22 protein-coding genes and 4 pseudogenes are annotated in these 21,480 nt (G+C 61.4%); 12 read left to right on the top strand and 14 right to left on the bottom strand.

Going from position 1 to position 21,480, the window contains the following annotated elements; translation table 11 throughout:
* Nucleotides 1–102: 102 nt before the first annotated feature.
* A complete protein-coding gene (locus P3R82_RS17750; RefSeq protein ID WP_283194774.1) occupies nt 103–360 on the bottom strand; it encodes a YjhX family toxin in 258 nt (85 codons plus the stop codon).
* Nucleotides 361–653: 293 nt separating this feature from the next.
* On the opposite strand from P3R82_RS17750, the gene P3R82_RS17745 reads away from it, so the two are divergent.
* Nucleotides 654–1,160: a GNAT family N-acetyltransferase gene (locus P3R82_RS17745; RefSeq protein ID WP_283196373.1), complete on the top strand. Its 507-nt coding sequence runs from the start codon at nt 654–656 to the stop codon at nt 1,158–1,160.
* On the opposite strand, the gene P3R82_RS17740 is transcribed toward P3R82_RS17745, so the two are convergent.
* Nucleotides 1,157–1,462: a DUF1294 domain-containing protein gene (locus P3R82_RS17740; protein ID WP_283194773.1), complete on the bottom strand. Its 306-nt coding sequence runs from the start codon at nt 1,460–1,462 to the stop codon at nt 1,157–1,159. The two genes, P3R82_RS17745 and P3R82_RS17740, sit on opposite strands and share 4 nt — an antisense overlap.
* 147 nt (nt 1,463–1,609) lie before the next feature.
* Here P3R82_RS17740 and gatB point away from each other — a divergent pair, with 147 nt between their 5' ends.
* From gatB to P3R82_RS17715, 5 genes are all read left to right on the top strand, one after another.
* A complete protein-coding gene (gene gatB, locus P3R82_RS17735; RefSeq protein ID WP_283194772.1) occupies nt 1,610–3,115 on the top strand; it encodes an Asp-tRNA(Asn)/Glu-tRNA(Gln) amidotransferase subunit GatB in 1,506 nt (501 codons plus the stop codon).
* Nucleotides 3,116–3,178: 63 nt separating this feature from the next.
* Entirely contained in the window at nt 3,179–3,685 is a 507-nt protein-coding gene (locus tag P3R82_RS17730) for a GNAT family N-acetyltransferase (RefSeq protein WP_283194771.1), read from the top strand.
* 10 nt (nt 3,686–3,695) lie between these two features.
* Entirely contained in the window at nt 3,696–4,160 is a 465-nt protein-coding gene (locus tag P3R82_RS17725) for a GNAT family N-acetyltransferase (protein WP_283194770.1), read from the top strand.
* A gap of 105 nt (nt 4,161–4,265) precedes the next feature.
* Entirely contained in the window at nt 4,266–4,664 is a 399-nt protein-coding gene (locus P3R82_RS17720) for an NADH:ubiquinone oxidoreductase subunit NDUFA12 (protein WP_183899736.1), read from the top strand.
* A 103-nt stretch (nt 4,665–4,767) separates the two neighbouring features.
* Complete coding sequence (locus P3R82_RS17715) at nt 4,768–5,199, top strand: DUF2155 domain-containing protein (protein WP_283194769.1); 432 nt, start codon at nt 4,768–4,770, stop codon at nt 5,197–5,199.
* Here the strand turns inward: P3R82_RS17715 and aat are convergent.
* The 5 genes and pseudogenes from aat to P3R82_RS17690 form a co-directional block, all read right to left on the bottom strand.
* A pseudogene (aat, locus tag P3R82_RS17710) lies at nt 5,130–5,841 on the bottom strand (leucyl/phenylalanyl-tRNA--protein transferase). The gene P3R82_RS17715 and the pseudogene aat overlap by 70 nt on opposite strands.
* A gap of 5 nt (nt 5,842–5,846) precedes the next feature.
* Nucleotides 5,847–7,192: pseudogene (accC, locus tag P3R82_RS17705) on the bottom strand (acetyl-CoA carboxylase biotin carboxylase subunit).
* Nucleotides 7,193–7,202: 10 nt separating this feature from the next.
* Nucleotides 7,203–7,682, bottom strand: coding sequence for an acetyl-CoA carboxylase biotin carboxyl carrier protein (accB, locus tag P3R82_RS17700; RefSeq protein WP_183899740.1), 480 nt, complete (start codon nt 7,680–7,682; stop codon nt 7,203–7,205).
* Between the two features lie 18 nt (nt 7,683–7,700).
* The gene (gene aroQ, locus P3R82_RS17695; protein ID WP_183899741.1) at nt 7,701–8,138 is read right to left on the bottom strand and encodes a type II 3-dehydroquinate dehydratase; all 438 of its coding nucleotides are present in this window, start codon (nt 8,136–8,138) and stop codon (nt 7,701–7,703) included.
* Between the two features lie 143 nt (nt 8,139–8,281).
* Nucleotides 8,282–9,040 carry a DsbA family protein gene (locus P3R82_RS17690; RefSeq protein WP_283194768.1) on the bottom strand — a complete coding sequence of 253 codons (759 nt, stop codon included), beginning with the start codon at nt 9,038–9,040 and terminating at the stop codon, nt 8,282–8,284.
* 211 nt (nt 9,041–9,251) lie between these two features.
* On the opposite strand from P3R82_RS17690, the pseudogene P3R82_RS17685 reads away from it, so the two are divergent.
* Nucleotides 9,252–10,408, top strand: a pseudogene (locus P3R82_RS17685) (aminotransferase class I/II-fold pyridoxal phosphate-dependent enzyme).
* Between the two features lie 84 nt (nt 10,409–10,492).
* Here the strand turns inward: P3R82_RS17685 and P3R82_RS17680 are convergent.
* Nucleotides 10,493–11,500: a 2-dehydropantoate 2-reductase gene (locus P3R82_RS17680; RefSeq protein ID WP_283194767.1), complete on the bottom strand. Its 1,008-nt coding sequence runs from the start codon at nt 11,498–11,500 to the stop codon at nt 10,493–10,495.
* Between the two features lie 77 nt (nt 11,501–11,577).
* A complete protein-coding gene (locus P3R82_RS17675; protein ID WP_183899745.1) occupies nt 11,578–11,790 on the bottom strand; it encodes a hypothetical protein in 213 nt (70 codons plus the stop codon).
* Between the two features lie 235 nt (nt 11,791–12,025).
* Between P3R82_RS17675 and ftsZ the strand changes: the two genes are divergently transcribed.
* The 3 genes from ftsZ to P3R82_RS17660 all read left to right on the top strand — a co-directional run bounded on the left by ftsZ (nt 12,026) and on the right by P3R82_RS17660 (nt 14,357).
* Nucleotides 12,026–13,057: a cell division protein FtsZ gene (gene ftsZ, locus P3R82_RS17670; RefSeq protein WP_283194766.1), complete on the top strand. Its 1,032-nt coding sequence runs from the start codon at nt 12,026–12,028 to the stop codon at nt 13,055–13,057.
* A gap of 207 nt (nt 13,058–13,264) precedes the next feature.
* On the top strand, nt 13,265–14,113 hold the full coding sequence (locus P3R82_RS17665; protein WP_283194765.1) for an oxidoreductase: 849 nt from the start codon (nt 13,265–13,267) through the stop codon (nt 14,111–14,113).
* A gap of 43 nt (nt 14,114–14,156) precedes the next feature.
* Nucleotides 14,157–14,357, top strand: coding sequence for a hypothetical protein (locus P3R82_RS17660; RefSeq protein WP_183899748.1), 201 nt, complete (start codon nt 14,157–14,159; stop codon nt 14,355–14,357).
* A gap of 79 nt (nt 14,358–14,436) precedes the next feature.
* On the opposite strand, the gene P3R82_RS17655 is transcribed toward P3R82_RS17660, so the two are convergent.
* Both P3R82_RS17655 and P3R82_RS17650 read right to left on the bottom strand, forming a co-directional pair.
* Nucleotides 14,437–14,619: a hypothetical protein gene (locus P3R82_RS17655; protein WP_283194764.1), complete on the bottom strand. Its 183-nt coding sequence runs from the start codon at nt 14,617–14,619 to the stop codon at nt 14,437–14,439.
* A complete protein-coding gene (locus P3R82_RS17650; RefSeq protein ID WP_283194763.1) occupies nt 14,616–14,762 on the bottom strand; it encodes a hypothetical protein in 147 nt (48 codons plus the stop codon). Before P3R82_RS17650 ends, P3R82_RS17655 begins: the two co-directional genes overlap by 4 nt.
* A 502-nt stretch (nt 14,763–15,264) precedes the next feature.
* Between P3R82_RS17650 and P3R82_RS17645 the strand changes: the two genes are divergently transcribed.
* Entirely contained in the window at nt 15,265–15,441 is a 177-nt protein-coding gene (locus tag P3R82_RS17645) for a hypothetical protein (protein ID WP_283194762.1), read from the top strand.
* Between the two features lie 74 nt (nt 15,442–15,515).
* Here P3R82_RS17645 and P3R82_RS17640 read toward each other — a convergent pair whose 3' ends face one another.
* Nucleotides 15,516–15,698 (bottom strand): YegP family protein, encoded by a 183-nt coding sequence (locus tag P3R82_RS17640; protein WP_283194761.1) that lies wholly within the window; start codon nt 15,696–15,698, stop codon nt 15,516–15,518.
* 188 nt (nt 15,699–15,886) lie between these two features.
* On the opposite strand from P3R82_RS17640, the gene P3R82_RS17635 reads away from it, so the two are divergent.
* The gene (locus tag P3R82_RS17635) at nt 15,887–16,372 is read left to right on the top strand and encodes a BON domain-containing protein (protein WP_283194760.1); all 486 of its coding nucleotides are present in this window, start codon (nt 15,887–15,889) and stop codon (nt 16,370–16,372) included.
* Nucleotides 16,373–16,477: 105 nt separating this feature from the next.
* Here the strand turns inward: P3R82_RS17635 and P3R82_RS17630 are convergent.
* Together P3R82_RS17630 and P3R82_RS17625 are read right to left on the bottom strand one after the other, a co-directional pair.
* A pseudogene (locus P3R82_RS17630) lies at nt 16,478–20,298 on the bottom strand (vitamin B12-dependent ribonucleotide reductase).
* 593 nt (nt 20,299–20,891) lie between these two features.
* Complete coding sequence (locus tag P3R82_RS17625; protein WP_283194759.1) at nt 20,892–21,479, bottom strand: hypothetical protein; 588 nt, start codon at nt 21,477–21,479, stop codon at nt 20,892–20,894.
* Nucleotide 21,480: the final 1 nt, after the last annotated feature.

The following is a 21,480-nucleotide window of genomic DNA, read 5'->3' as shown; positions in this document are numbered from 1 at the left end:
GGCAAGACAGCTGCGACAGGTTCGTTCGGCGATGAGTGGGCCGCCATGCGCCCGGCATTGCTGGCCAAGTGAAAACGGCGCCCCGATGGCGCCGTTTCCCTTTCACCGGTTATCCAATTGCGAGCGTACCAGCCGCAGCCCGCGCTCGGTGATCCGATATGGCTGTCCGGTCTGAGATCTGATCGCCTTCAGCCGTTTGAGCCTTCGGAAAAGCTCGAGGTCGAAGCCGGGGTAGAGCCAGCCGTCGCGGGTGAGGCAGTTGACGGTTTCGATCTTGTGTCTGTCGTCGCGTTCGATTTCGATGCGGCCGCCCTGGGCCAGCAGGTGCAGGATGCGCTGTTCCGCGCGTGAAATGTCCATGAGATGTTGATCCGGTATCGCGCCATCCAAAGGCGCACAAAAACGATCTGGCGTCCGGATGGGACGTCAGGGTTTCGTTCTCGTCGGGCCCATGCGCGCAAGAAAACTTGAGGGCAGGGCCTCTACCGGGTCTCTGATTGCGAGCTCAACATCGGGATTTGATAGGCCGAGCCCGTCTCCGCGTCAAGCAAGCTCGTCTGCTGCAATGCGGGACAAATCTTGCCTGACGTGAGGTAAAGGTTTGATATGGCCTGATTCAGTGCTTTAATTTCCTCGGTGTTTCGGAGGTTCTGATTGATCACGATCGCAATGCACATGAGGGAGAAGCCGGGCCCCTGAGCGAGATCGGCCTGCGCGCCTGGCAAAGGGCGATGGCGCCGATCGGCGAAGCGGATGCGATGGCGCCCGCCGCCCGCAATGCCTTCCTCAATTTCGCCGAGACCCGCTGGCTGACCATCACCGTCATCGAGTGGAACGGCCACACGGCCGGCTGGGCCGCGCGCGAAAATCTCGATGAGACGATTTCCGACTTCTGGATCGATCCGTCTTTCACCGGCCATGGCCTCGGTTCGGCGCTGTTGCGGTCGATCGAGAAGGAGGTGGCGGAGCAGGGGCTTGATAGCGTGATGATGCAGACCCACGCCGAGAACAATGAGGCAATCACCTTTTTCAAGAAGAATGGCTACGCCATCCACTGGTTGTCGGTCGCCTACAATCCCAAGCTCGATCGGGACGTCCCTTCGGTTGGGCTGTCGAAGCCGGTGTCGTCGCATGGCGATGGCCCGTATGGCGCCTTCTAGATCAGCCCAAGCATTCTGGCCGTGATGCCGGAGACGAGCGCGACCACGGCGAGCAGATGAAGGACGCAGATCGCCATCAGCTCGGAGCGAAACGGCTCCTTGCGGGTCTTGTGGCGCAGCAGTTGCTGCGCGCTGACGGCGCCGGGGCTGCCGGCAAGGAAGGCAAGCGTCAGAAGCGTCTTTTCGCTGATGCGCCACTGGCCATAACGCGCCGCCTGCTTGTCGACGAAGTAGATCGCGAACACCAGCCCGTTCCACGCGGCAAACAGTCCGATGATTTTGGCGAGATCGGTGAGGAGCATCCGCGAAGTTTAGCGGCGGCCCGTTAACAACCGAAAAATGCCAGCTGTCCGCGCCGCAATGGCCGAGACCATGCCGAAAGCCTTGCACCGGAAGGTCATTTCCGTTACCTCACCAGTTGAATAAGATAGCCTCAAAAGAGCATTTCCATGACCCTTGTCGACGTTCGCACGCCTGATCCGAAACGCTTCATTCCCGGCGCCACTGGCGATTGGGAAGTCATCATCGGCATGGAAGTCCATGCGCAGGTGCTGTCCAATTCGAAGCTGTTCTCCGGCGCCTCGACCGAGTTCGGCAAGCCGCAGAATTCCAACGTATCGCTCGTCGATGCCGCCATGCCCGGCATGCTTCCCGTTATCAACGAGGAATGCGTTGCCCAGGCGGTCCGCACCGGTCTCGGCCTGAAGGCGCAGATCAACAAGCGCTCGATCTTCGACCGCAAGAACTATTTCTATCCCGACCTGCCGCAGGGCTATCAGATCTCGCAGTTCAAGGATCCGATCGTCGGCGAGGGCAAGATCGTGATCTCGCTCGGTCCGGACCGTCAGGGCCAGTTCGAGGATATCGAGATCGGCATCGAACGTCTGCACCTGGAGCAGGACGCAGGCAAGTCGCTGCACGACCAGCACGCCACCATGTCCTATGTCGACCTCAACCGTTCCGGCGTCGCCCTGATGGAAATCGTCTCCAAGCCGGACATGCGCTCGTCGGATGAAGCCAAGGCCTACATGACCAAGCTGCGCTCGATCGTGCGCTATCTCGGCACCTGCGACGGCAACATGGACGAAGGCTCGATGCGCGCCGACGTCAACGTCTCCGTGCGCCGCCCGGGCGAAGCCTTCGGCACGCGCTGCGAGATCAAGAACGTCAACTCCATTCGTTTCATCGGCCAGGCGATCGAATACGAAGCCCGCCGCCAGATCGCTATTCTTGAAGACGGCGGCGTGATCGATCAGGAAACCCGCCTGTTCGACGCCGGCAAGGGCGAGACGCGCTCGATGCGCTCGAAGGAAGACGCGCACGATTATCGCTATTTCCCCGATCCCGACCTGCTGCCGCTCGAGTTCGACGACGCCTATGTCTCGGCACTTGCAGCCGATCTGCCGGAACTGCCCGACGACAAGAAGGAGCGCTTCGTGCGCGAACTCGGTCTGTCGATCTACGACGCCTCCGTGCTCGTGTCGGAAAAGGCGATCGCCGATTACTTCGAAGCCGTTGCCGAGGGCCGCGATGGCAAGATGGCCGCCAACTGGGTCATCAACGACCTCTTGGGCGCCTTGAACAAACTCGGCAAGGATATTGAATCGACTCCGGTTTCCGCCGCTCAGCTCGGCTCGATCATCGACCTGATCAAGGCCGAGACCATTTCCGGCAAGATCGCCAAGGACGTGTTCGAAATCGTGCTGACCGAAGGCGGCGACCCGGCCGAGATCGTCGAGAGCCGTGGCATGAAGCAGGTCACCGACACCGGCGCCATCGAAAAGGCCGTGGACGAGATCATCGCCGCCAACCCGGATCAGGTCGCCAAGGTTCAGGCCAAGCCTGCTCTCGCCGGCTGGTTCGTCGGCCAGGTGATGAAGTCGACCGGCGGCAAGGCCAACCCGCAGGCCGTCCAGGCGCTGGTCAAGACCAAGCTCGGCATCGTCGAGGAATAGGTCATCCGGCATCGCCGAAAAGTGTGAAGCGGTTTTCGGATAGCCGATGCCGGAAGGAAGAAAATGGTCTACTTCGTCCGCACCGCCAGCGAGCGCGATCTCGACAAGGTTCGCGCTCTCCTGGTCGAAACCTTCCATGCGACCTACGACGCGCTGCTTGGCTTGGCCAAGGTCGATGAGCTGGTCGCGACGCTCTTCTCGCCCGCGGCGTTGAAGACGCGCATGGCAAACAAGAACGCCGAATTCCTGGTGGCCGATGACGGCAAGGAAATCGGCGGCGTCGGCTATGCGGCCATGTCCGGCGAGATGACCAAGACGGTCATGCTGCATCTGCTTTACGTGCGCCCCTCGCTGCAGCGCGAGGGCATCGGCCGCGATATCTTTGCCGAGCTCGAAACCTGCTTTCCGGCGGCCGAAATCATGCGGCTCGAGGTCGAACCGCGCAACGAGGCGGCGATCGGCTTCTATCACCAGCTCGGTTTCGCCGATGTCGGCCGGTCCGAAAACAACGGCCCCGGCCAATCCGGCATCCCGGCGCTGATCCTCGAAAAGCCGCTCGCGAGCTATTGAAGCGTTGTCCATGACCAAGCAGATCATCATTCGCGAAGCCCGCCGGGACGATCTGAAGGTATTGATCGCCATGTTCGCCGCCGACGACATTGGCGGCCACGGTGATACGGTTTGCGAAGACGCGCTGCCTGACTACGAGCGCGCCTTCGAGATTATCGCCGCCTCTCCCGATCAGACGCTGTTCGTCGCCGAGCTGGCTGGCGAGGTCATCGGCACTTTCCAGATCGCGATCGCGACGACGCTCACCGGTCGCGGAACGTCCTTCATGATCATCGAAGCCGTGCAGACGCGCGGCGACATGCGCGGCCAGGGCATCGGCGCCCGGATGGTCGAGTTCTGCATCGAAAAGGCCACCGCGCTTGGGTTGGCGCGTGTGCAGCTCGTCTCCAACGCCAAGCGCAAGGATGCCCATCGCTTCTATGAGCGGCTCGGCTTCGAACCGTCCCATCTCGGCTTCAAGATGGCGCTGAAATGAACTGTTTTGGCTGCGGAATCGCTGGACAACCGGCGCTGCTGGCGGCATAAGCAAAAGATCGAATTCTGGTCCCGTCTGCTCCCAAGGCAGGCACAAGGAAAAGACATGAAAACTCTCCTCCTGCAAATCTTCACCTGGTGGAACGGTCAGACGATCGGCACCCGCTTCGCGACCTGGCGCTTCGGCAAGCGCGTCGGCGAAGATGAATTGGGCAACGTCTACTACGAAGGCGGCACCACGTCCTTCGGGCTGCCGCGCCGTTGGGTGATCTACAAGGGCTACGCGGACGCATCGGCGATCCCGCCGGGCTGGCATGGCTGGATGCACTACCGCACGGACGTTCCGCCGTCCAAGGAGACCTATGTCGCCAAGGATTGGCAGGTCGCGCATCGCGCCAACCCGACCGGTTCGCCGCAGGCTTATCGTCCGCCGGGCTCGCTCGTCGTTGCCGGCGAACGCCCGCGCGTGACCGGCGACTACGACGCATGGACGCCCGGCAGCTGATAGGCTGTCCGGCCCCGCTTTTGGCCACAATTGACCTATACCCGCAGAATGGCCGCAGACACTGCGGCCTTCTATTTTTGAAATGCGGTGGAGACGGAAAGATATGAAGCTTCTCACGCGGAACCCTGTCCTGCGTGCCGCCGGGATCGCTCTGGCGCTTGGCTCGTCCTTTCTGCCGCAGACGGTTCTGGCCGCCCGCATCGACAATCCTGTCGCCGTCTTTTCCGGCCTCGACAAGATCACCGGCCGCATCACCACCTTCGACGTTTACGTCAATGAAACGGTCCAGTTCGGCGCCCTGCAGGTCACGCCGAAGGCTTGCTATTCGCGCGACCAGACCGAAGCCCAGAAGATCGACGGCTTCGTCGAGGTCGACGAGATCACGCTGGATCGCAAGATCCGCCGCATCTTCACCGGCTGGATGTTCGCCGACAGCCCCGGCCTCAACGCCGTCGAGCATCCGATCTACGACGTGTGGCTGAAGGACTGCAAGGCGACATCGGATGTGCCCGCGCCCGACAAGTCCGCCAAGTAAGGCCGCCAAGTAATACAGCAGTTTTCTAGAATTCGAGATGCGGCGAGATCCATCGCCGCGGCGAGCATATGCTCGTATTCGTCCTTCGCAACGTCGATCGCGCCGAAGGTCTTCAGGTGTTCGGTCGTGAACTGGGTGTCGAGCAGGACGAAACCCTTCTCCTTCAGCCGTTCCACCAGATGCACGAGACAGATTTTCGAGGCGTCCGTGCGCCGCGAGAACATGCTCTCGCCGAAAAAGGCGGCGCCGAGCGATACGCCGTAAAGCCCGCCCACCAATTCATCGCCGTCCCATGCCTCGACGGTATGCGCGTGCCCCATGCGGAAGAGCGAGGCGTAGAGTGATCTGATCGTCTGGTTGATCCAGGTGCTCGGCCGTCCCGACGTCTCCTCGGCGCAGGCGGCGATCACGGCCTCGAAATCATGATCGAAGCGGATCTCGAACGGTTTGCGCCGGATGGTCTTGGCGAGGCTTTTGGAAACGTGGAAATCATTGAGCGGCAGCACGCCGCGAAGGTCGGGTTCGACCCAGAAGATCTCGGGATCGTCAGCCGATCTCGGCCATCGGGAAGAGCCCGATGGAATAGGCGCGCAGGAGAATTTCCGGTGTGATGCCTGGAGATTTCCTGCGCGACCCTGCCATTGCGGTTAAGCCGGCTTGCTGGCCAGATAGTTTTCCAGCCAGTGGATGTCGTAGTCGCCGTTGGCGATATCCTGGTTGTCGACCAGATCCTGGAAGAGCGGCAGCGTCGTCTTGATGCCGTCGACCACGAACTCGTCAAGCGCGCGGCGCAGACGCATCATGCATTCGACGCGGGTGCGGCCGTGCACGATGAGCTTGCCGATCAGGCTGTCGTAATAGGGCGGGATCTTGTAGCCCTGATAGACGCCCGAGTCGATGCGAACGCCGAGACCGCCAGGTGCGTGGAAATGCGTGATCGTGCCGGGCGAGGGCACGAAGGTGCGCGCGTCCTCGGCGTTGATACGGCATTCGATGGCGTGGCCATGGAAGTGGATCTCATCCTGCGTGACCGACAGACCGCCGCCGGAAGCGACGCGGATCTGCTCGTGCACGAGGTCGATGCCGGTGATCGCTTCGGTGATCGGGTGCTCGACCTGAAGACGGGTGTTCATTTCGATGAAGTAGAACTCGCCGTTTTCGTAGAGGAACTCGATCGTGCCGGCGCCGCGATACTTCAGCTTCCTCATGGCGTCGGCGCAGACCTGGCCGATCTTCATGCGCTGTTCGACGTTGAGGGCAGGCGAGTTGGCTTCTTCCCAGACCTTCTGGTGGCGGCGCTGCAGCGAGCAGTCACGTTCACCGAGATGGATGGCATTGCCTTCGCCGTCACCGAACACCTGGATTTCGATGTGCCGCGGCTTGCCGAGGTACTTTTCCATATAGACGGCTTCGTTGCCGAAAGCGGCGGCCGCCTCGGTACGGGCCGTCGACCAGGCCTCGATCAGATCGTCGGGGCTCTTGGCGACCTTCATGCCACGACCGCCACCACCGGCGGTCGCCTTGATCAGCACCGGATAACCGATTTCGGCTGCCGTCTTCAGCGCGTCTTCCTCGGTCTTCACTTCGCCGTCGGAGCCTGGAACGACGGGGATGCCGAGTTCCTGCGCCGTCGTCTTGGCGGTGATCTTGTCGCCCATGATGCGGATGTGTTCCGCGGTCGGGCCGATGAAGGTGATGCCGTGCGCTTCGAGGATTTCGGCGAACTTTGCGTTCTCCGACAGGAAGCCGTAGCCTGGGTGGACCGCGTCGGCGCCGGTGATCTCGCAGGCAGCGACGATCTGATGAATGTTCAGATAGCTGTCGCGCGACGGCGGCGGGCCGATGCAAACGCTTTCGTCGGCCAGGCGCACATGCATGGCGTCGGCATCGGCGGTCGAGTGAACGACGACGCAGGGAATGCCGAGCTCTTTACACGCGCGAAGCACGCGAAGGGCGATTTCCCGCGGTTGGCGATGAGGATTTTCGAGACCATGACGTCCGCCTTATTCGACGACCACGAGAGCTTGGCCGTATTCGACCGGCGCGCCGTCTTCGACAAGAATTTCAACGACCTTGCCCGACTTCGGGGCAGGGATCTGGTTCATCGTCTTCATTGCTTCGATGATGAGCAGCGTCTGGCCTTCCTTGACCGTCGCGCCCACTTCGATGAAGGCGCGCGCGCCCGGAGCCGGCGCCATGTAGGCGGTGCCTACCATCGGCGCGGTGACCGTGTTGGCCGGGTTGCGTGCCGGAGCGGCGGCGGCAGGTGCTGCGCCAGCAGCCGGCGCGGCAATCGCCGCCGGAGCGGCCGCGTAGGCGGGGGCAGCCATCGGCGCCTGGACATACTGCGTGTTGCCGGCGCGCGAAACGCGGATGCGCAGATCGTCCTGCTCGACTTCAATCTCGGTCAGATCCGTGTCGTTGAGGATGTTCGCGAGATCGCGGATCAGTGCCTGGTCGATACCGTTCTTTTTTTCAGCCATGAGTTTTGCCCTGTCTTTTTATGCGGTGACGTTCTTCAGCGCGTGGAGCGCCAGAATGTAGCTGTATGGTCCGAAGCCGCAGATGACGCCCTTTACGGCGGGCGCGATCATCGACTTGTGGCGAAATTCTTCCCGCGCATGCACGTTGGAGATATGGAGCTCTACAACGGGAATGGAAATGGCGCGGATCGCATCATGAAGCGCAACCGATGTGTGCGTATAGGCGGCGGCGTTGATCGCAACGCCGATTGCCTTGTCGTCGGCCTCGTGCAGCCATTCGACGATCTGGCCTTCATGGTTGCTTTGGCGGAAATCGATATCGAAGCCAAGCTCTCGCCCGGCAGACCTGCAGTCCGCCTCGATGTCCTGAAGCGTCTTGCCGCCGTAAATGCCTGGCTCTCTTTTGCCGAGCATGTTCAGGTTTGGCCCGTTCAGGACGAAAATGGTTTGCGTCATCGAGTGTTCCGTCAAATGTGCGAGGGCAACCTATAGACTCACCAAAGGCTTAATGAAAGCCCTTTGGATAAGGCATCAGGAATCACGCCATATTGTCCACATGGCTGAAGCACCCGGATTCCGGCAATTTGATGGGGGCCGGCTCAGCAGCTGGTCTTGCCGCAGGTCCGCATGTTCTTGACCTTGGTCTCGAGGTCTTCGTAACCGACCGCGCCCTGCACCAGCTCGTTGCCGATCACGTAGGATGGCGTGCCCGTGATGCCGAGGCTCTGCGCCAGCGAATAGGTTTCCTGCACGGAGGCGTCGGTCGGGTCCTTCGCCATCTCGGCGCGGATTTCCTTTTCGCTGACACCCAGCGACTGCGCGACCTCTATGGCGCTTGCTTCGTTGGCGCGGCCATCGCTGCCAAGAAGGGCGATATGGAACTGGCTGTACTTTTCAGGTGCCAGCTTGCGGAAGGCCGCCGAAACCTTGTGGGCGGCAACCGATTCAGGGCCGAGAATCGGGAATTCCTTGAGCACGAAGCGGATGTTCGGATCCTTTTTCAGGATGGTCTGCATGTCGGACAGGGCACGGCGGCAATAGCTGCAATTGTAATCGAAGAACTCGACGATCGTGACATCGCCCTTCGGGTTGCCGAGCGCCATGTCGTACTTGGAATCGAAGATCGCCGCCTTGTTTTCCGAGATCGTCGCGTTGGCTTTGACCAGACGTGCGGCTTCCTGCTTTTTCTGCAGCGCGTCCTGGACATCGAGCATGATCTCCGGGTTCTCGATGAGATACTGCTTGATGAAGTCGCCGAACTCCTTCTTCTGCGCGTCGTCGAGTGCAGCGGCCGGCTGGGCGGAGACAACGGAGGCGGTCAGCGCGAGCGCCATGAAGATTTTCGGGAGAATGGCCATGATATCCTCGTCTTTGCGGGTGATGTCGGTCGTCCAATGCTTCGGGTATCACAGTCCCGCGACCGGAATGCAATGCGAAGCAGCAAAAATACGGCGCATCCGGGCCTATTGAAACAGGAATTCTCGCGGTTGTTATGTGGTCGCGGGATTGTGAAGAACTTACTAATGCGGCATTTGTCGGGCCGCAATTCGAGCCGAAAGAGAAGTACCCTTGTTTTCCATTTCCAAACGCAGTGCAGTCGAGCCGTTTCACGCAATGGATGTTCTGGCGGAAGCGACACGGCGGCGCGCGAGCGGCCTGCCTGTGATTTCCATGGCCGTCGGCCAGCCGTCTCATCCGGCACCACGCGCGGCTCTCGACGCGGCGAAAGCCGCACTTGACGACGGCAGGATCGGCTACACCGATGCGCTCGGCATCGTTGATCTGAAGCAGGCGCTTGCAACGCACTACGGCGAGCGGCACGACCTTGAAATCGATCCCGCGCGCATCGCGATCACGACGGGCTCTTCCGCCGGCTTCAACCTCGCATTCCTGTCGCTCTTCGATGCCGGTGATGCGGTGGCGATCGCCAGGCCCGGCTATCCCGCATACCGCAACATTCTCGCGGCCCTCGGTCTCAGGGTTGTCGAGGTGCCCGTTGCCGCCGAAACGCAGTTCACGCTGACGCCCGAAAGCCTCGAGGCGGCCCAGAAGGAAAGCGGTATCCGCCTGAAGGGCGTTCTTCTCGCAAGCCCGGCAAACCCGACCGGCACCGTGACGGGTCGCAAGGCGCTTGCCGAACTCGCGGACTATTGCTCGTCCAATTCGATCGCCTTCATTTCTGACGAGATCTATCACGGCCTGACCTTCGCGGGCGAGGAGACGAGCGCGCTCGCGGTGACCGACGACGCCATCGTCATCAACTCGTTCTCGAAATATTATTGCATGACCGGTTGGCGCATCGGCTGGATGGTGCTTCCCGATCGCCTCGTGCGGCCGGTCGAGCGGGTCGCCCAAAGCCTCTATATCTCCGCGCCGGAACTGTCGCAGATCGCCGCCGCCGCGCCCTCGGCGCCGAGGATGAACTCGATGTCTACAAGGCAAGCTATGCCGCCAACCGCGACTTCCTGATGCGGCGCCTGCCGGAAATGGGACTGCCGATCGCTTCGCCGATGGATGGCGCCTTCTACGCCTATGTGGACGTCACGCGCTTCACCAACGACAGCATGGAATTCGTCAGGCGCATGCTGACCGAGATCGATGTCGCCGCGACGCCGGGCCTCGATTTCGATCCGCTGGAGGGACATCGCGCGATGCGCATGTCCTACGCCGGCTCCGAAGCCGAGATCGCCGAGGCGGTCGACCGCATGGCGGACTGGCTTAACTAAAGCGAGATGATTTCAAGGCGCTGGAGGGGTTTCCGGACTCATTCCGTGAGCGCCTTGAGAGGGGCAAGCGGCTGACCAAGCCGGTCAGGAGGCCGGCTTGCAGTTCTCGCGATCGAGCCGCGAGACCATCGCGAGCAAGGTTTCGGAGACCGGCGTCGGAACGGAGGTCAGCCTGCCAAGCGCCACGACCATGCCAACCAGCGGCGTGATCTCCAGCGCCTTTCCGGCAAGGAGGTCCTGCAGCATCGAGGTTCGCACGGGCCCGATCTGGCTGGCCTGCTCGAGGCGCTCCTCCACCGACATGCCCACATTGGCGCCGAGCGCCTCGCCAACCGCCTTGACCTCCTTCATCACCTTGCCGATCTGGTCGCTGACGGCAACGTCGGCCATGAGATCGGACATGGAGGAGCGCGTCAGCGCGCTGATCGGATTGAACGAAGCATTGCCCATCAGCTTGCTCCAGATGTCGTTGCGGATATCCGGTGACAGCGTGACGCTGAGATCGGCCTTCCGCAGCAGGGCCTGAATAGCCTCAAGGTCGCCCGTGATCTCGCCCGAGGGCTCGCCGAGGATGAAGCGGCCCTTGTTGCTGAGCCTGATTTTGCCCGGTTCGCTGACTTCGGCGCCCTGATGTGCGACGCAACCGATAACTCGCTGTGGTCCGACAAGGCTCCAGAGCGCCCCGCCGGGATCGAGTTCCTCGAATTGCAGCTCGGCGAACTCGGGATGGTCGTCGCGGTGGAAATACCACCACGGAATGCCGTTGAGGATCATGACGACGCGCGTGTCGTCCTTGAGCAATCCGCCCATCCCCTCGGCGGCGGCGCTGAGCTGATGGCCCTTGAGCCCGGTGATGACGAGGTCCTGCGGCGGAAGATCGGCCGGATTGTCCGTCGCCGCTACCTTGACATTGATCGGCGTCTGGGAACCGGCCTCATGCAGCGTCAGCCCGTCGCGGCGGATCGCGTCGAGATGCGCTCCGCGCGCCACGACCGACACCGTCACGTCGCGTCCAATCGACGCCGCTATTTTTGTGGCGATCATCCCGCCAAGGGCGCCGGCACCAAAAATGCAGATGGTCTTGATGGTCATGAAATCCTATCTCCGCAATCACTTGACCGCGGTAGAGATAGGCCATCCGGCCTCGAAGGCGAATGATTTTTTGGTGCTCAGCGATTGCCGGGCAGCAACTCGGTGCGACGCAATTCGTCGATTGCGGTCACAGCATCCTCGGCCGACCAGCCGGCCTTGAGCGCCGCGGAAATCATCCGCAATTCGGCTTCCGCTTCGATCTGCAGGAAGAGCGGCTCCAGCGCTTCCTGTGCGGTCACGATATGGTCTTTCGGAGGGGCTATCGACTGGCTGGAAGCGAGCATAGGCATCTGCGCGGTACTCCTCTCTTTATGGGCAGGCGGACTTTCATTTGAAAAGGAATTTTGACTGGCTTGAATCGATCTAATGCGCCAACCTCAAAAAAGGTTCCGGATAAATTTTAGAAAAGCCTGCATCTTGTTCTTTCGCCCCGCCTCTGCCTTCTTGCGCCCATAGGCTGATGCGCGATTCGGGTCCCGATAATGCGGTGGAGCCCATGGAAGAATGCGCACGAAGGAGATTGCGATGACGAACGCCAAGCCCGGAATTTCCGAGATGCGGCCCAGAATTTCGGTGATCGGCGTTGGTGGCGGCGGCGGAAACGCCATCAACAACATGATCGCGGAAAGCCTCGAAGGCGTGGAATTCATTGCCGCCAACACCGACGCGCAGGTGCTTGCGACATCCAAGGCCTCGCGCCGTATCCAGCTCGGCGCGCATGTGACAGAAGGCCTCGGCGCCGGCTCGCTGCCCGAGATCGGCCGCGCGGCTGCTGAAGAATCGATCGACGAGATCATGGATCACCTGGCCGGCTCGCACATGTGCTTCGTCACCGCCGGCATGGGCGGCGGCACCGGCACGGGTGCCGCACCCGTCATCGCGCAGGCGGCCCGCAACGCCGGCATCCTGACGGTCGGCGTCGTCACCAAGCCCTTCACCTTCGAAGGCAACCGCCGCATGAAGACGGCCGAAGCCGGCATCGAGGCGCTGCGCCAGGCTGCCGATACCGTGATCGTCATCCCGAACCAGAACCTCTTCCGCATCGCCGATGCGAAGACCACCTTCGCCGACGCCTTCATGACCGCCGACCGCGTGCTGTTTGCCGGCGTCGGCTGCATCACCGACCTGATCGTCAAGGAAGGCCTCATCAACCTCGATTTCGCCGACGTGAAGTCTGTCATGCGCGGCATGGGCCGCGCCATGATGGGCACCGGCGAAGCCTCGGGCGAAGAGCGCGCGATGAAGGCCGCCGAAGCCGCGATCGCCAACCCGCTGCTCGACGACATCTCGATGCGCGGCGCCAAGGGCGTGCTGATCTCGATCTCCGGCGGTTCCGACATGACGCTGTTCGAAGTCGATGAAGCCGCAAGCCGTATCCGCGACGAAGTGCAGGACGATGCCGATATCGTCGTCGGCGCGATCTTCGACCGCAATCTGGATGGCAAGTTCCGCGTCTCCGTCGTCGCCACCGGCCTTGATGGCATGGGCGCCGGCGTGGCCCCCGTCCAGCAGGGCGCGACGCTTGCCCAGGGCCTGCCGCCGCGTACCCTGCAGTAAGCCGAAACGAAAATCCTGGTCGATCCGGCCGCGTGCTCCAGCGAGCGCGCGGCTTTTTGCATCCGCAGGTTCGACGTTCCGCGCCCTTGTGGAAAAGTGCCGGGCTGCACCCTAGATCAGAAGGTGCCCCCAAGACGCGCCCAAGGAGATCCCCAAAGGACACCCAAGGGCGCTTTCAATTTCAGACGAACATTTCAGGAAAACACCATGCCTCAAGACAAAAATCCCGTCTGGTTCATCACCGGCTGCTCGACAGGCTTCGGCCGCGAGTTGGCGAAACTCACCATCGCCCGCGGTTGGCCGACTGTTGTCAGCGCCCGCGACAAGGCTCGCGTCGCCGATCTCGTTTCCGGCCATGAGGAGAACGCGCTCGCCGTCGACCTCGACGTGACCGACACCTCCCAGATCACCGCCGCCGTGAAGGCTGCCGAGGAACGCTTCGGACGGATCGACGTCCTCGTCAACAATGCCGGCTATGGCTATCAGTCGACGATCGAGGAGGGCAGCGACCGCGAGATCCGCGATCAGTTCGAGGCCAATGTCTTCGGCCTGTTCGCCATGACGCGCGCGGTTCTTCCCGGCATGCGCACGCGCAGACGCGGCCATGTCATCAACATCACGTCGGTGGCCGGCTTCATCGGCTTCCCCGCGTCCGGCTACTACTCGGCCAGCAAGCATGCGGTCGAGGGCATGTCGGATGCGCTGGCCGCCGAAGGCGCGCCGCTCGGCATCAAGGTCACCTGCGTCGAACCCGGCCCGTTCCGTACCGACTGGGCCGGCCGTTCGCTGCGGCAGACCGAGAGCAAGATCGCCGATTACGCCGAGACAGCCGCCGCGCGCATGCGCCAGACGGCCGGATACAGCGGCCAGCAACCCGGCGATCCCGTGCGCGCCGGCGAAGCGATCATCAAGATCACCGAGGTTGAGAATGCGCCGCGCCACCTCGTGCTCGGCGAGTTCGGCTATGGCGCGGTCACGGCCAAGCTGAAGGAGCGCCTGGCACTGATCGAAGCGTGGAAAGACACCAGCCTTGGCGCCGATTTCCCGAAGGCTTGAGCTCGCGTCCTGCAATGAGCAGGGCGCCGTGGAGGAGTATGTGATGGTGAAGCTCGTCTATGGCCTTGAAGGCCTGCTGGTCCTGACCGGCCTGATCTGGATGGGACAGGGCAGCGGCTATTTTCCGTATCCGGCCGAGAGCTTCATGATCGACCAGACGCCCTGGATCTATTGGGGCGCTCTCGCCGTTGCCGTCGGCCTCATTCTCATTGTGCTGACGAAAAGCATACGAGGCCGGCGCTAACAGGCGCCCGAAACAAATTCGCCGGCTGGAGGGACAAGAAAACCCCGCCAGCCGGCGACAGTCGATCGCTTGAAAGCATTCAGGCGCGGCGCAGGCGCGCTTCGGGCAACTCCGGCCGGGTGCCGTCGGGCGCGCGCAGGCCACGATGCTTGCTGACGAAAACCCACTCGACATTGCCGGGCTCGAAAGGCCGGCGCGGATTGCGCAGCGCCAGGCGGCGCTCGGACAGGCTGCGGGGCAGGGTGTCGATCATGTCGTTCATGAACGTGTCGAGACACTCTTTCCAGCGGGGGAAACGGCGACGTCGACGCCGCCATAGCGATGAAAATCGGGGTGTTTGCGGGAGTAGCATGCGCCGATCATCCAGGCATGCTGCTGTTTCAGAAAACGCTCTTTAATGGTCATTCGCAGTCTTTTTCATTCCTTGGCGCCAGCGACTCCCTAGCCGTCGAAACGAGCGATGTTGATCGGCCGTTCCGCTGTCCAGGTGCCATCCGCACGCTGATATTTTGTTTGCAAACCGGCTGCCGATCAAACGATCGATAAGCGACCTGGGGCCGCTGCCGGTGCCTCTACACGAGTAGGAAAAGGTGGCCGATTGGACGTCGTCGAAGCCTGAGCCTGGACGCCACCATATTCGGCGACGTGCTACCTAGTCGACATTGATTGTTCCTTCAAGGATTTTCCGGAAACAATTTTGCATGGCTGCCCGTCGCGACGAAAAAACGGTAGCAGCGCCCTCATCGGCTCGCGTCATGGGGGTGAATTTTTGCCCGTGGCTGACTTGAGGCTGTATAGGCAGCCGAGGTCAGGGGGTGCGACGCCGAATGCGCTTGCGCGGCAAGGGAACGCTTCATAGGCTCGCTGCGTTGATGGATTCTGTTCAACGCTTTTCAGTAGGAATCACATGCGCGCTCAATCGAAGCCGTTCGTTGTTGAAATCAAGACATCCCGCCGTGCCGATCGCAGCAAGGAAAAATCCATCTGGGGCAATCTCGACCTCTCCGCCGTCGCGCAGGAAGTGGCCGATGACGTGCCATTGCAAGGCGCTGCGACATTCGCCGAACCGAAGGCTGCTCGATAGCAATCGGAAGCGCGCAGCCCTGATGTGATCGGCCGCGCACCTTCCCTTATCGAATTCCGCGACAGTCGAGCCGGTCAGACCGGATCGCAGGTCATTCCATTGCGCCGGGCATTGGCGATGCAGTCGCTTCGATTGTGATAGCCTTCCGTCGAGGCGCCGACGATATTTCCGTTAGGCGCCCTGCGCCGCCAGTGCCACTGGCCATTCGTTTGGTAGATCTCCCAGGTATCGCCATTGCTTGCCTTGCACGTCGCCATGTCTCTCTCCCTTGCGTTTTGACGCACAAGGGCTAGGCTATTCCATAGCTTGTTTCCACGAACCGGCTGCACCCCGGAGATAGCGGTTGTGGTAGACGCAGTTGCATCCGCGAGGCGACGCCAGGCAAAATTGACGAACCATCTGGCCTCTTGGGCGTTGTTTGAAAACACGCTGAAGGAGAAGATCGATGCCCATGAACGATGATGGAAAGAAGCCGCTGTCGCGCAGCGAGGACTATCGCGACTTCGAAGAGCGCAATATCGACGACGGCTGGCCCTATGCGGATACACCGGGATCATCGTCCGCAGCGCCTGAAAATGGCGCCTACGGTGAAACGCCCGCGAATTTCGACAGAAGCGACAATCCAGGCTTCCGCATAGACGGCATAGACCGCGATGGCAACGAGAACCGGCTGAAGGATCTGCTGCGAGCCGACACGATCGACCGCGATGACAGCGACGATCTCGAAGCGCGGGTCACCGAAAACATCGAGAATGTCCCCGAAGTCGACATCGACAGCATCGAGGTCCACGCCGACGGCCACGTCGTCACCGTCGAAGGCTCCGTCGAGACCATCGGCATCGCCCGCAAGGTCGAACTCGCCGCATCCTCGGTCGATGGCGTCCGCCATGTGAGAACCAAGCTGCACACGACGGGCGTGGATGCGCGTTGAGGCCAAGTCACGCTACGAAAAGCAGACCACACCTTGAAAAAGAAAGGCCGCCCGCTTGGACAAGCGGACGGCCTTTTTATTTGGCCTGGCGTTCTCTAACGCCGATCAGCTGCAGCCGCTGGTCGCGCCGCACGTGTCGCACTTCTCGCAGGTGCCGTTGCGCACCATCGTGAAGTTCTGGCACTCCGAGCAAATGTTGCCGGTGTAGCCCTGCATGATCGACCGGGCGCGGCGCTCGGATTCGATCTTCTTGGCTTCCGTCTTGGCCGAAGCGGCGTCAGCCGCGGCCTTGTCGGAGAACAGGGCGGTTGCCTGCTGCTGCGCCTCGGTCGTGACTTCTTCCAGCACTTCCTCGGCGATCTCTTCGGCCAATTCCCTCGCGCGCTCTTCGTAATCGCGCTTGAAGGCGACGATTTCGGAGGTCGAGATCGCGACCGTCGGCTCGATCTTGCGGGCGGCGGCACCCGCGAAAGACGTCACCGTCGCGCCGGACGAGGCGCGGGCAGGGGCGGCTGTTGCCGAGCCCTTCGGCTCGCCGGATGCCTGGCGTTCGCTGTTCGAAACGATCGTCGGCTTGTAGCCGCGGTCCAGCCGGTCGAGACGAGGTTCGTCTTGCCTTCCTGGATGCCCTTGCCAAGCGCCGTGTTCGAGAAGTCCGACGTATCGACATGCGCCAGATCGTGGCGGCCGAGGTAGGAGACGGCGAGTTCGCGGAACACGTAGTCGAGGATCGACGTGGCGTTCTTGATCGCGTCGTTGCCGATGACCATGCCTGCCGGCTCGAACTTGGTGAAGGTGAAGGCCTCCACATATTCCTCGAGCGGCACGCCGTACTGCAGACCGAGCGAGATGGCGATGGCGAAGTTGTTCATCATCGCACGGAAGGCCGCGCCTTCCTTGTGCATGTCGATGAAGATCTCGCCGAGGCGACCGTCACCGAATTCGCCGGTGCGCAGGTATACCTTGTGTCCGCCGACGGCGGCCTTCTGGGTGTAGCCCTGGCGGCGGTTCGGCAGCTTCTCGCGTTCGCGGGTCACGCGCTCGACCACACGCTCGATGATCTTTTCGGTGATGGTGACGGCCTGGGCGGCGACCGGCTGCTGCAGCAGATCCTCCAGTGCGTCCTCATCGCTCTCGTCTTCGATCAGCGAGGCGTTCAGCGGCTGCGACAGCTTGGAGCCGTCGCGGTAGAGAGCGTTTGCCTTCAGGCCGAGTTTCCAGGAGAGCATGTAGGCGCTCTTGCAATCGTCGACCGTCGCGTCGTTCGGCATGTTGATCGTCTTGGAGATCGCACCCGAGATGAACGGCTGGGCGGCAGCCATCATGCGGATGTGGCTGTCGACCGAGAGATAACGCTTGCCGATCTTGCCGCACGGATTGGCGCAATCGAAGACGGCGAGGTGCTCGTTCTTCAGGAACGGTGCGCCTTCCAGCGTCATCGCGCCGCAGACGTGAACGTTGGCAGCCTCGATGTCCTTCTTCGAGAAGCCGATGTGCTCGAGCAGGTTGAAGCCCATGTCGCCGAGCTGTTCGTCGGAAACCTTCAGCGTCGTCTTCAAGAAGTCGGTGCCGAGCGTCCACTGGTTGAAGACGAACTTGATGTCGAATGCCGACTTCAGCGCGCCGTTCAGCGCTTCGATCGTCTCGTCGGTGAAGCCCTTGGCTTTCAGCGAGCCGGGGTTGATTGCCGGAGCCTGGTTCAGGTTGCCGTGGCCGACAGCGTAAGCTTCGATCTCGGCGATCTGGCTCTCGGAGTAGCCGAGCGTGCGCAGCGCCTCCGGAACGGCGCGGTTGATGATCTTGAAGTAGCCGCCGCCGGCGAGCTTCTTGAACTTCACCAGCGCGAAGTCAGGCTCGATACCCGTCGTGTCGCAATCCATGACGAGGCCGATCGTGCCTGTCGGCGCGATGACGGTTGCCTGGGCGTTGCGGTAGCCGTGCTTTTCGCCGAGCTCGAGAGCCTTGTCCCAGGCGCTCTTGGCGTGAGCCGCCAGGTCCTGGTCCGGGTTCTCGGAGTGGATGAGCGCGACCGGGTTGATCGACAGGCCTTCATAGCCAGACGTCTCGCCGTAAGCGGCGCGGCGATGGTTGCGGATGACCCGCAGCATGGCTTCGCGGTTCGGCTTGAACATCGGGAAAGGTCCGAGTTCGGCCGAGATCTCTGCCGAAGTGGCGTAGGAGATGCCGGTCATGATCGCGGTCAGCGAGCCTGCGATGGCGCGGGCTTCGTCGCTGTCATAGGGAATGCCCGACGACATCAGCAGGCCGCCGATGTTGGCGTAGCCGAGGCCGATCGTGCGGTATTCGTAGGAGCGCTCGGCGATCTGCTTCGACGGGAACTGCGCCATCATCACGGAGACTTCAAGCACGACCGTCCACAGGCGAACGGCATGCTCGTAATCGGCGATGTTGATGCGCTTGGTGGCCGCATCCTTGAACTGGATGAGGTTCAGCGAGGCAAGGTTGCAGGCCGTGTCGTCGAGGAACATGTATTCCGAGCACGGGTTGGATGCACGGATCGGGCCGGCGGCCGGGCTGGTGTGCCAGTCGTTCATCGTCGTGTTGAAGTGCAGGCCCGGATCGGCCGAGGCCCATGCGGCGTAGGAGATCGATTCCCACAGGTCGCGTGCCTTCAGCGTCTTCATGACCTTGCCGTCCTTGCGGGCGGTCAGGTTCCAGTCGCCGTCGTTTTCGACTGCGCGTAGGAAGTCGTCCTTGATCGAGACCGAGTTGTTGGAGTTCTGGCCCGAAACCGTGAGGTAGGCTTCCGAATCCCAGTCGGTGTCGTAGGTCTTGAACTCGAGGTCCTTGTAGCCCTGGCGAGCGAACTGGATGACGCGGCCGATATAGTTTTCCGGAACCTGGTCCTTCTTGGCAGCGCGCACTTCGCGCTTCAGGGCAGGGTTCTTGTTCGGGTCGTAGCAATCGTCATTGTCGCCTTCGCAATTGACGCAGGCCTTCATGATCGCCTTCAGGTGGCGATTGACGATCTTGGAACCGGTGACGAGGGCAGCAACCTTCTGCTCTTCCTTGACCTTCCAGTTGATGTATTCCTCGATATCCGGATGGTCGATGTCGACCACGACCATCTTGGCCGCGCGACGCGTCGTGCCGCCAGACTTGATGGCGCCGGCGGCGCGGTCACCGATCTTCAGGAAGCTCATCAAGCCGGAGGAACGGCCACCGCCGGAAAGGCGTTCGCCTTCGCCTCGCAGATACGAGAAGTTGGAGCCGGTGCCGGAGCCGTACTTGAAGAGGCGGGCTTCGCGAACCCACAGGTCCATGATGCCGCCTTCGTTGACCAGATCGTCCTCGACGGACTGGATGAAGCAGGCGTGCGGCTGCGGATGCTCATAGGCCGATTTCGACTTCGTCAGCTTGCCGGTGAAGGGGTCGACATAGAAGTGGCCCTGGCCGGGGCCGTCGATGCCATAGGCCCAATGCATGCCGGTGTTGAACCACTGCGGTGAGTTGGGGGCGACGCGCTGAGTCGCGAGCATGTAGGCGAGTTCGTCGCGGAAGGCGGCCGCGTCTTCCTCGGAAGAGAAGTAGCCACCCTTCCAGCCCCAGTAGGTCCAGGTGCCGGCCAGACGGTCGAAGACCTGGCGCGCATCGGTTTCGGAACCGTACTGCTGATCCTTCGGGAGGTCCTTCAGAGCCGCCTCATCGGCAACCGAGCGCCACAGGAAGGAAGGAACGTCGTTTTCCTCGACCTTCTTGAGGCGGGCAGGGACGCCGGCCTTGCGGAAATACTTCTGCGCCAGAATGTCGGCCGCGACCTGCGAAAACTGCGCGGGAACATCGATGTTCTCGAGGCGGAATACGATCGACCCGTCAGGGTTCTTGATCTCGCTGGTTGCCTTGCGGAATTCGATAGCCGCGTAAGCGCCCTGATCTGCCTTCGTAAATCGGCGTTCTATGCGCATTTGCCTTAACCTCTAGCTCGCGCGCCCCGTCCCCGTTGACCAAGGCGCAAGTTTCCACCTCCGGCGGCGCCGAAAGGAGCGCAGCCAGTTCTCGTTTCCGTATCGTCACAGGAGTGTCATCCGGAGATGGGTCATCCTGTATCTTGTGGTGATGGTGGCTGCAATCACTAAATATAGTATTAACAGCCTTTTTCCGCCAGCCCCGGATGTCGCTTTTTCAGGCGGCAAAAATCGCGCAGAACATACTCATGGCGGCTCACCCCTCATGGATCAACGCCCTGATTCAATGCTCGATTTCTGGTGAGAACCGGCCTCGTCATGTCCGGTTCAGCTGCCGCCGCAACATCGAACTTCATTAACTTGAAAAGAGGCGATTCCGTCAAGGGCTTGTTCTTAACGAAGTGTTCACCACAAGATATTGTGGAGTGGCCTGTGGAGACTGGGGAAAAACCAGTTGGGCAAGAATTTCAATGGCTTGCTACGAGATGCGCAAGGCAAATGCCAAAGCCGGATAAATTTCGCCATATTTTGTCATTTGCCGGTGGCTTTTCGCGCCCAAATGAGCCTTGTGATTCGCAAGGCCGAACACGGCTTTAAAGTGCGTCGATGGCGATGGTCACCGTGGCGCTTCCGATCGCTTCTCCGCTCTCGTCGCGAATGGTGAAACTTGCCTGTGTTTGCAGCAATTGCGTGGCATCGTCGCGGCTGGCGCGATCTATGAAAACCTCGTCGGAGTTCCGGGCAAACGTCTTCAGGAACTTGTTTTCGTCGCCCTGCCAGTAATCCGTGGTGGGGACACTCTGCGCGACATTCAGTCCGTTCCGGTCGGTCACGAAGATTTCCACAATCGTTCCTTGCGAATCATCCTGCTTGGATTTGAGGTAGCGCGAGACCGGGTTGTTGAGGAGACGGGTAACCATCTGCCATTGCCCGCTCTTGATTTCCGAGCGGTAGCTGTTGTCGAGCACCTGGATATCAGTCGCGCTGACATCGCCGAACTTCAAATTCTGCGACTTGATCGCGGCCAGAACCATCGGTTTGTTGATCATCGGCTTGACGAGCGCATCCACGTATTCGCGCACGACGGATATATAGGCGGGTTCGGCAGAGACCGCGCGCGGTTGCGCGTTCAAGCACAGCCCGAAAGCCGCGATCACGCCGATAAACCGCCAACGCCGCATG

Origin of the sequence: Rhizobium sp. AN80A, from assembly GCF_030053015.1 — a bacterium.
Classification (GTDB): Bacteria; Pseudomonadota; Alphaproteobacteria; order Rhizobiales; family Rhizobiaceae; genus Rhizobium; species Rhizobium metallidurans.
The sequence above is the reverse complement of the archived record's forward strand: the minus strand, read 5'-3'. Positions and strand labels throughout refer to the sequence as shown.

What these genes read in the sequence shown, in the direction of transcription:
- P3R82_RS17650 (WP_283194763.1), bottom strand. Translation starts at nt 14,762, where the DNA reads ATGACCATTAAAGAGCGTTTTCTGAAACAGCAGCATGCCTGGATGATC.
- P3R82_RS17680 (WP_283194767.1), bottom strand. Translation starts at nt 11,500, where the DNA reads ATGACCATCAAGACCATCTGCATTTTTGGTGCCGGCGCCCTTGGCGGG.
- P3R82_RS17655 (WP_283194764.1), bottom strand. Translation starts at nt 14,619, where the DNA reads ATGAACGACATGATCGACACCCTGCCCCGCAGCCTGTCCGAGCGCCGC.
- P3R82_RS17635 (WP_283194760.1), top strand. Translation starts at nt 15,887, where the DNA reads ATGCCCATGAACGATGATGGAAAGAAGCCGCTGTCGCGCAGCGAGGAC.
- accB (WP_183899740.1), bottom strand. Translation starts at nt 7,682, where the DNA reads ATGGCTGAAAAAAAGAACGGTATCGACCAGGCACTGATCCGCGATCTC.
- P3R82_RS17675 (WP_183899745.1), bottom strand. Translation starts at nt 11,790, where the DNA reads ATGCCTATGCTCGCTTCCAGCCAGTCGATAGCCCCTCCGAAAGACCAT.
- P3R82_RS17625 (WP_283194759.1), bottom strand. Translation starts at nt 21,479, where the DNA reads ATGCGGCGTTGGCGGTTTATCGGCGTGATCGCGGCTTTCGGGCTGTGC.
- ftsZ (WP_283194766.1), top strand. Translation starts at nt 12,026, where the DNA reads ATGACGAACGCCAAGCCCGGAATTTCCGAGATGCGGCCCAGAATTTCG.
- P3R82_RS17665 (WP_283194765.1), top strand. Translation starts at nt 13,265, where the DNA reads ATGCCTCAAGACAAAAATCCCGTCTGGTTCATCACCGGCTGCTCGACA.
- P3R82_RS17740 (WP_283194773.1), bottom strand. Translation starts at nt 1,462, where the DNA reads ATGCTCCTCACCGATCTCGCCAAAATCATCGGACTGTTTGCCGCGTGG.
- P3R82_RS17690 (WP_283194768.1), bottom strand. Translation starts at nt 9,040, where the DNA reads ATGGCCATTCTCCCGAAAATCTTCATGGCGCTCGCGCTGACCGCCTCC.
- P3R82_RS17720 (WP_183899736.1), top strand. Translation starts at nt 4,266, where the DNA reads ATGAAAACTCTCCTCCTGCAAATCTTCACCTGGTGGAACGGTCAGACG.
- P3R82_RS17725 (WP_283194770.1), top strand. Translation starts at nt 3,696, where the DNA reads ATGACCAAGCAGATCATCATTCGCGAAGCCCGCCGGGACGATCTGAAG.
- gatB (WP_283194772.1), top strand. Translation starts at nt 1,610, where the DNA reads ATGACCCTTGTCGACGTTCGCACGCCTGATCCGAAACGCTTCATTCCC.
- P3R82_RS17640 (WP_283194761.1), bottom strand. Translation starts at nt 15,698, where the DNA reads ATGGCGACGTGCAAGGCAAGCAATGGCGATACCTGGGAGATCTACCAA.
- P3R82_RS17645 (WP_283194762.1), top strand. Translation starts at nt 15,265, where the DNA reads ATGCGCGCTCAATCGAAGCCGTTCGTTGTTGAAATCAAGACATCCCGC.
- P3R82_RS17660 (WP_183899748.1), top strand. Translation starts at nt 14,157, where the DNA reads ATGGTGAAGCTCGTCTATGGCCTTGAAGGCCTGCTGGTCCTGACCGGC.
- P3R82_RS17750 (WP_283194774.1), bottom strand. Translation starts at nt 360, where the DNA reads ATGGACATTTCACGCGCGGAACAGCGCATCCTGCACCTGCTGGCCCAG.
- P3R82_RS17715 (WP_283194769.1), top strand. Translation starts at nt 4,768, where the DNA reads ATGAAGCTTCTCACGCGGAACCCTGTCCTGCGTGCCGCCGGGATCGCT.
- aroQ (WP_183899741.1), bottom strand. Translation starts at nt 8,138, where the DNA reads ATGACGCAAACCATTTTCGTCCTGAACGGGCCAAACCTGAACATGCTC.
- P3R82_RS17730 (WP_283194771.1), top strand. Translation starts at nt 3,179, where the DNA reads ATGGTCTACTTCGTCCGCACCGCCAGCGAGCGCGATCTCGACAAGGTT.